Source organism: Alteromonas sp. P256 (assembly GCF_036864455.1).
Lineage (GTDB): Bacteria > Pseudomonadota > Gammaproteobacteria > Enterobacterales > Alteromonadaceae > Alteromonas.
Genome location: NZ_JAZETM010000022.1, coordinates 1 through 2,312, shown reverse-complemented (window position 1 = coordinate 2,312; position 2,312 = coordinate 1). Strand labels below are relative to the sequence as shown.

The following is a 2,312-nucleotide window of genomic DNA, read 5'->3' as shown; positions in this document are numbered from 1 at the left end:
ATTCTTTCGCTAAATCAACACCTGTGATTATATTGTGCATGTTGGACTCCATAATATTTTTTGTGTGAGAACTAAAATATTAACCCAGCTCACTGAGTTGGGGGAGTCCAATTATCTCGGATTTTAGCCCATGTGTTACTGCCCCTTAGTGGGGTGTTAGGCGTCATTTACTTACAGCATTAAAATGTTGGTTCAGTTGTGACATTCCAGCATCAAGGTTGTTTCGCTAGGTCGTCTTCGCGGCTAGCTTTCTCGGTTGTTCCAACGGCTTTAGCAACGCCCTTTTCATCAACACCGCAACGCCAGCATTCTGCATCTCCAGTTGTTTAAACTCGCTCTTTTATCCAGCATTACCGTTAACATCTGGCTTTTCGCACAGGGTTGTTTTATCTTAAATTCAACAATTTAAACACGCGCTCTATTTGGCTAGTGGTGGCAGCAAAGCTGCGTACATTCATTTGTACGCCTAACAAAACGCTGTTGGCACTCCCTTCGGTCGCTGGGACGCTAACACGTGGGCTGACTCACTTCGTTCGGATTTTAGCCCACGTGCTAGCGCCCCAAAGCTTAGTGTTAGCTGCTCAATGAAATCGATATGCCTTTTGTCTAATAAACAATTATACTTGTAGCACTAGATATATTAGGAGACCTGCTATGAAAATAGAGAACCTCTCAGCTATAGAAAAAGTTGAACTCGCCCAGAGGATTTGGGACTCTGTAGCTGCTGAACAAGATTCTATTGAATTATCAAAAGAGCAAGCTCAGCTTCTTAACGATAGAATAAAGTCCTTCGAAGCTGACCAAGACTTTGGTTCAAGTTGGAGCGATGTTAAGAGCAGAATCACTGGCTAATGAAATTTATTTTATCTATCAGGCCGGAAGCAGAAGAAGATATCAAAGAGGCATATTCTTATTATCAACAATGCCAAACTGGGCTAGGAAATGATTTTATTGCCTCTGTAGAATCAGCATTGATTAACATCACAGAAAACCCAGAGATTTACCAGAAAGTGTACCGGGATTTTCGCCGCGTACTCATCGGGCACTTTCCATTTGGTGTTTTTTACAAAATGTTTGGCAATAAAGTTCTGGTATTTGCTGTTATGCATACAAGCAGAGCTCCAAGAACGTGGCAAAAACGCAGCTAACAAAACGCTGTTGGCACTCCCTTCGGTCGCTGGGACGCAAACACGGGGCCGCTTCGCGATTATAGCCCCGCGCCTGCGCCCCAAAGCTTAGTGTTATCCACAAAGGAGAGTTATGAGGTTACTCGGAGTTTTATTTGTTTTTTTCTCATTTGGAGCAAATGCTGCTGATTGGAAGGGCGTTTATGAGGGTATTGAACTTTATAAAAATAAAGAGGTTAAAGGACTTTCATATCAATTTCTAGATTTGCGAAGAACTGAGGGCGTTTTTCTCTACGACGCTGATATAAGCGACGATGAAAACGGACTCACTTGTAAAATTGAAACAGAAAATATTGTTTGGTCTACTTCTCTCGGTAGAACAATGTTACGAGATTGTGGAACCGATACGATGCAGTTCGAGCTCATTTTGTTATTAGACTATTACTCTTCGAGTGATACTGAATACGCTTTGAAGAGTGATGTAAAAGCATCATTGATATCACACTCAAACGGTATATCAGTCGAAACATCGTCGATGTGGCTTCAACGAACAGACGACAAGAGTTTGTTAGACCAACTCAAACAAACTGTGACTTATGAGTAAATTTGTGGATAACAAAACCATCAACCGGATTTGTGCAAGAGCGCCACAAACCGGTTATGGTAAGTGTTAGGCCCAAATTTGACCTTTGGCGGTTGTTTGTCATATCTATGACGTAGCCGTTGCATCAACTAAAATGGAAAACTAAATGCTCTTTTTAAAGGAGCATAAAAATGGAAGAAATGATTAACTCAGATTTAGTAAAAGCACTCCGACTCGAAAAGTCGTGGTCACAGGAAAAGCTCGCTACAGCTTCTGGACTCAGCTTAAGAACAGTCCAACGTGCCGAAAATTCAGGTACTTCTTCATTAGAAACCAAATTAGCGCTTTCTGCCGCATTAAATATCCCAGCAGAAAAGCTTATGCCGATTTCATCAAAAACACCTCAAAATCAGAATAGCGTAATTTATGGTTATATTGGTGCTGGTATAGGTTTAGTCTGTTCATATTCGGCAATCACCTATTCAGTAATGCATAACACATTACCACTTGGGGAGGCTGGGCTTTGGTATGGAATAATCGGTGTTTTTACTGGCATTACATGTGGCGCAATTGGTTTTTTAAAACAACGTGGATATGTGGCC

At 41.4% G+C, this 2,312-nt stretch carries 4 protein-coding genes; all 4 read left to right on the top strand.

Going from position 1 to position 2,312, the window contains the following annotated elements; translation table 11 throughout:
* Window positions 1–654 precede the first annotated feature (654 nt).
* Window positions 655–852, top strand: coding sequence for an addiction module protein (locus tag V7R39_RS17635; RefSeq protein WP_044447282.1), 198 nt, complete (start codon window positions 655–657; stop codon window positions 850–852).
* A complete protein-coding gene (locus tag V7R39_RS17630) occupies window positions 852–1,148 on the top strand; it encodes a type II toxin-antitoxin system RelE/ParE family toxin (RefSeq protein ID WP_334032265.1) in 297 nt (98 codons plus the stop codon). The genes V7R39_RS17635 and V7R39_RS17630 overlap by 1 nt, the downstream gene beginning before the upstream one ends.
* A 112-nt stretch (window positions 1,149–1,260) precedes the next feature.
* Window positions 1,261–1,731 (top strand): hypothetical protein, encoded by a 471-nt coding sequence (locus V7R39_RS17625; RefSeq protein WP_334032263.1) that lies wholly within the window; start codon window positions 1,261–1,263, stop codon window positions 1,729–1,731.
* 170 nt (window positions 1,732–1,901) lie between these two features.
* The coding region (locus V7R39_RS17620) for a helix-turn-helix transcriptional regulator (protein ID WP_334032262.1) at window positions 1,902–2,312 on the top strand (411 nt) is incomplete at its 3' end.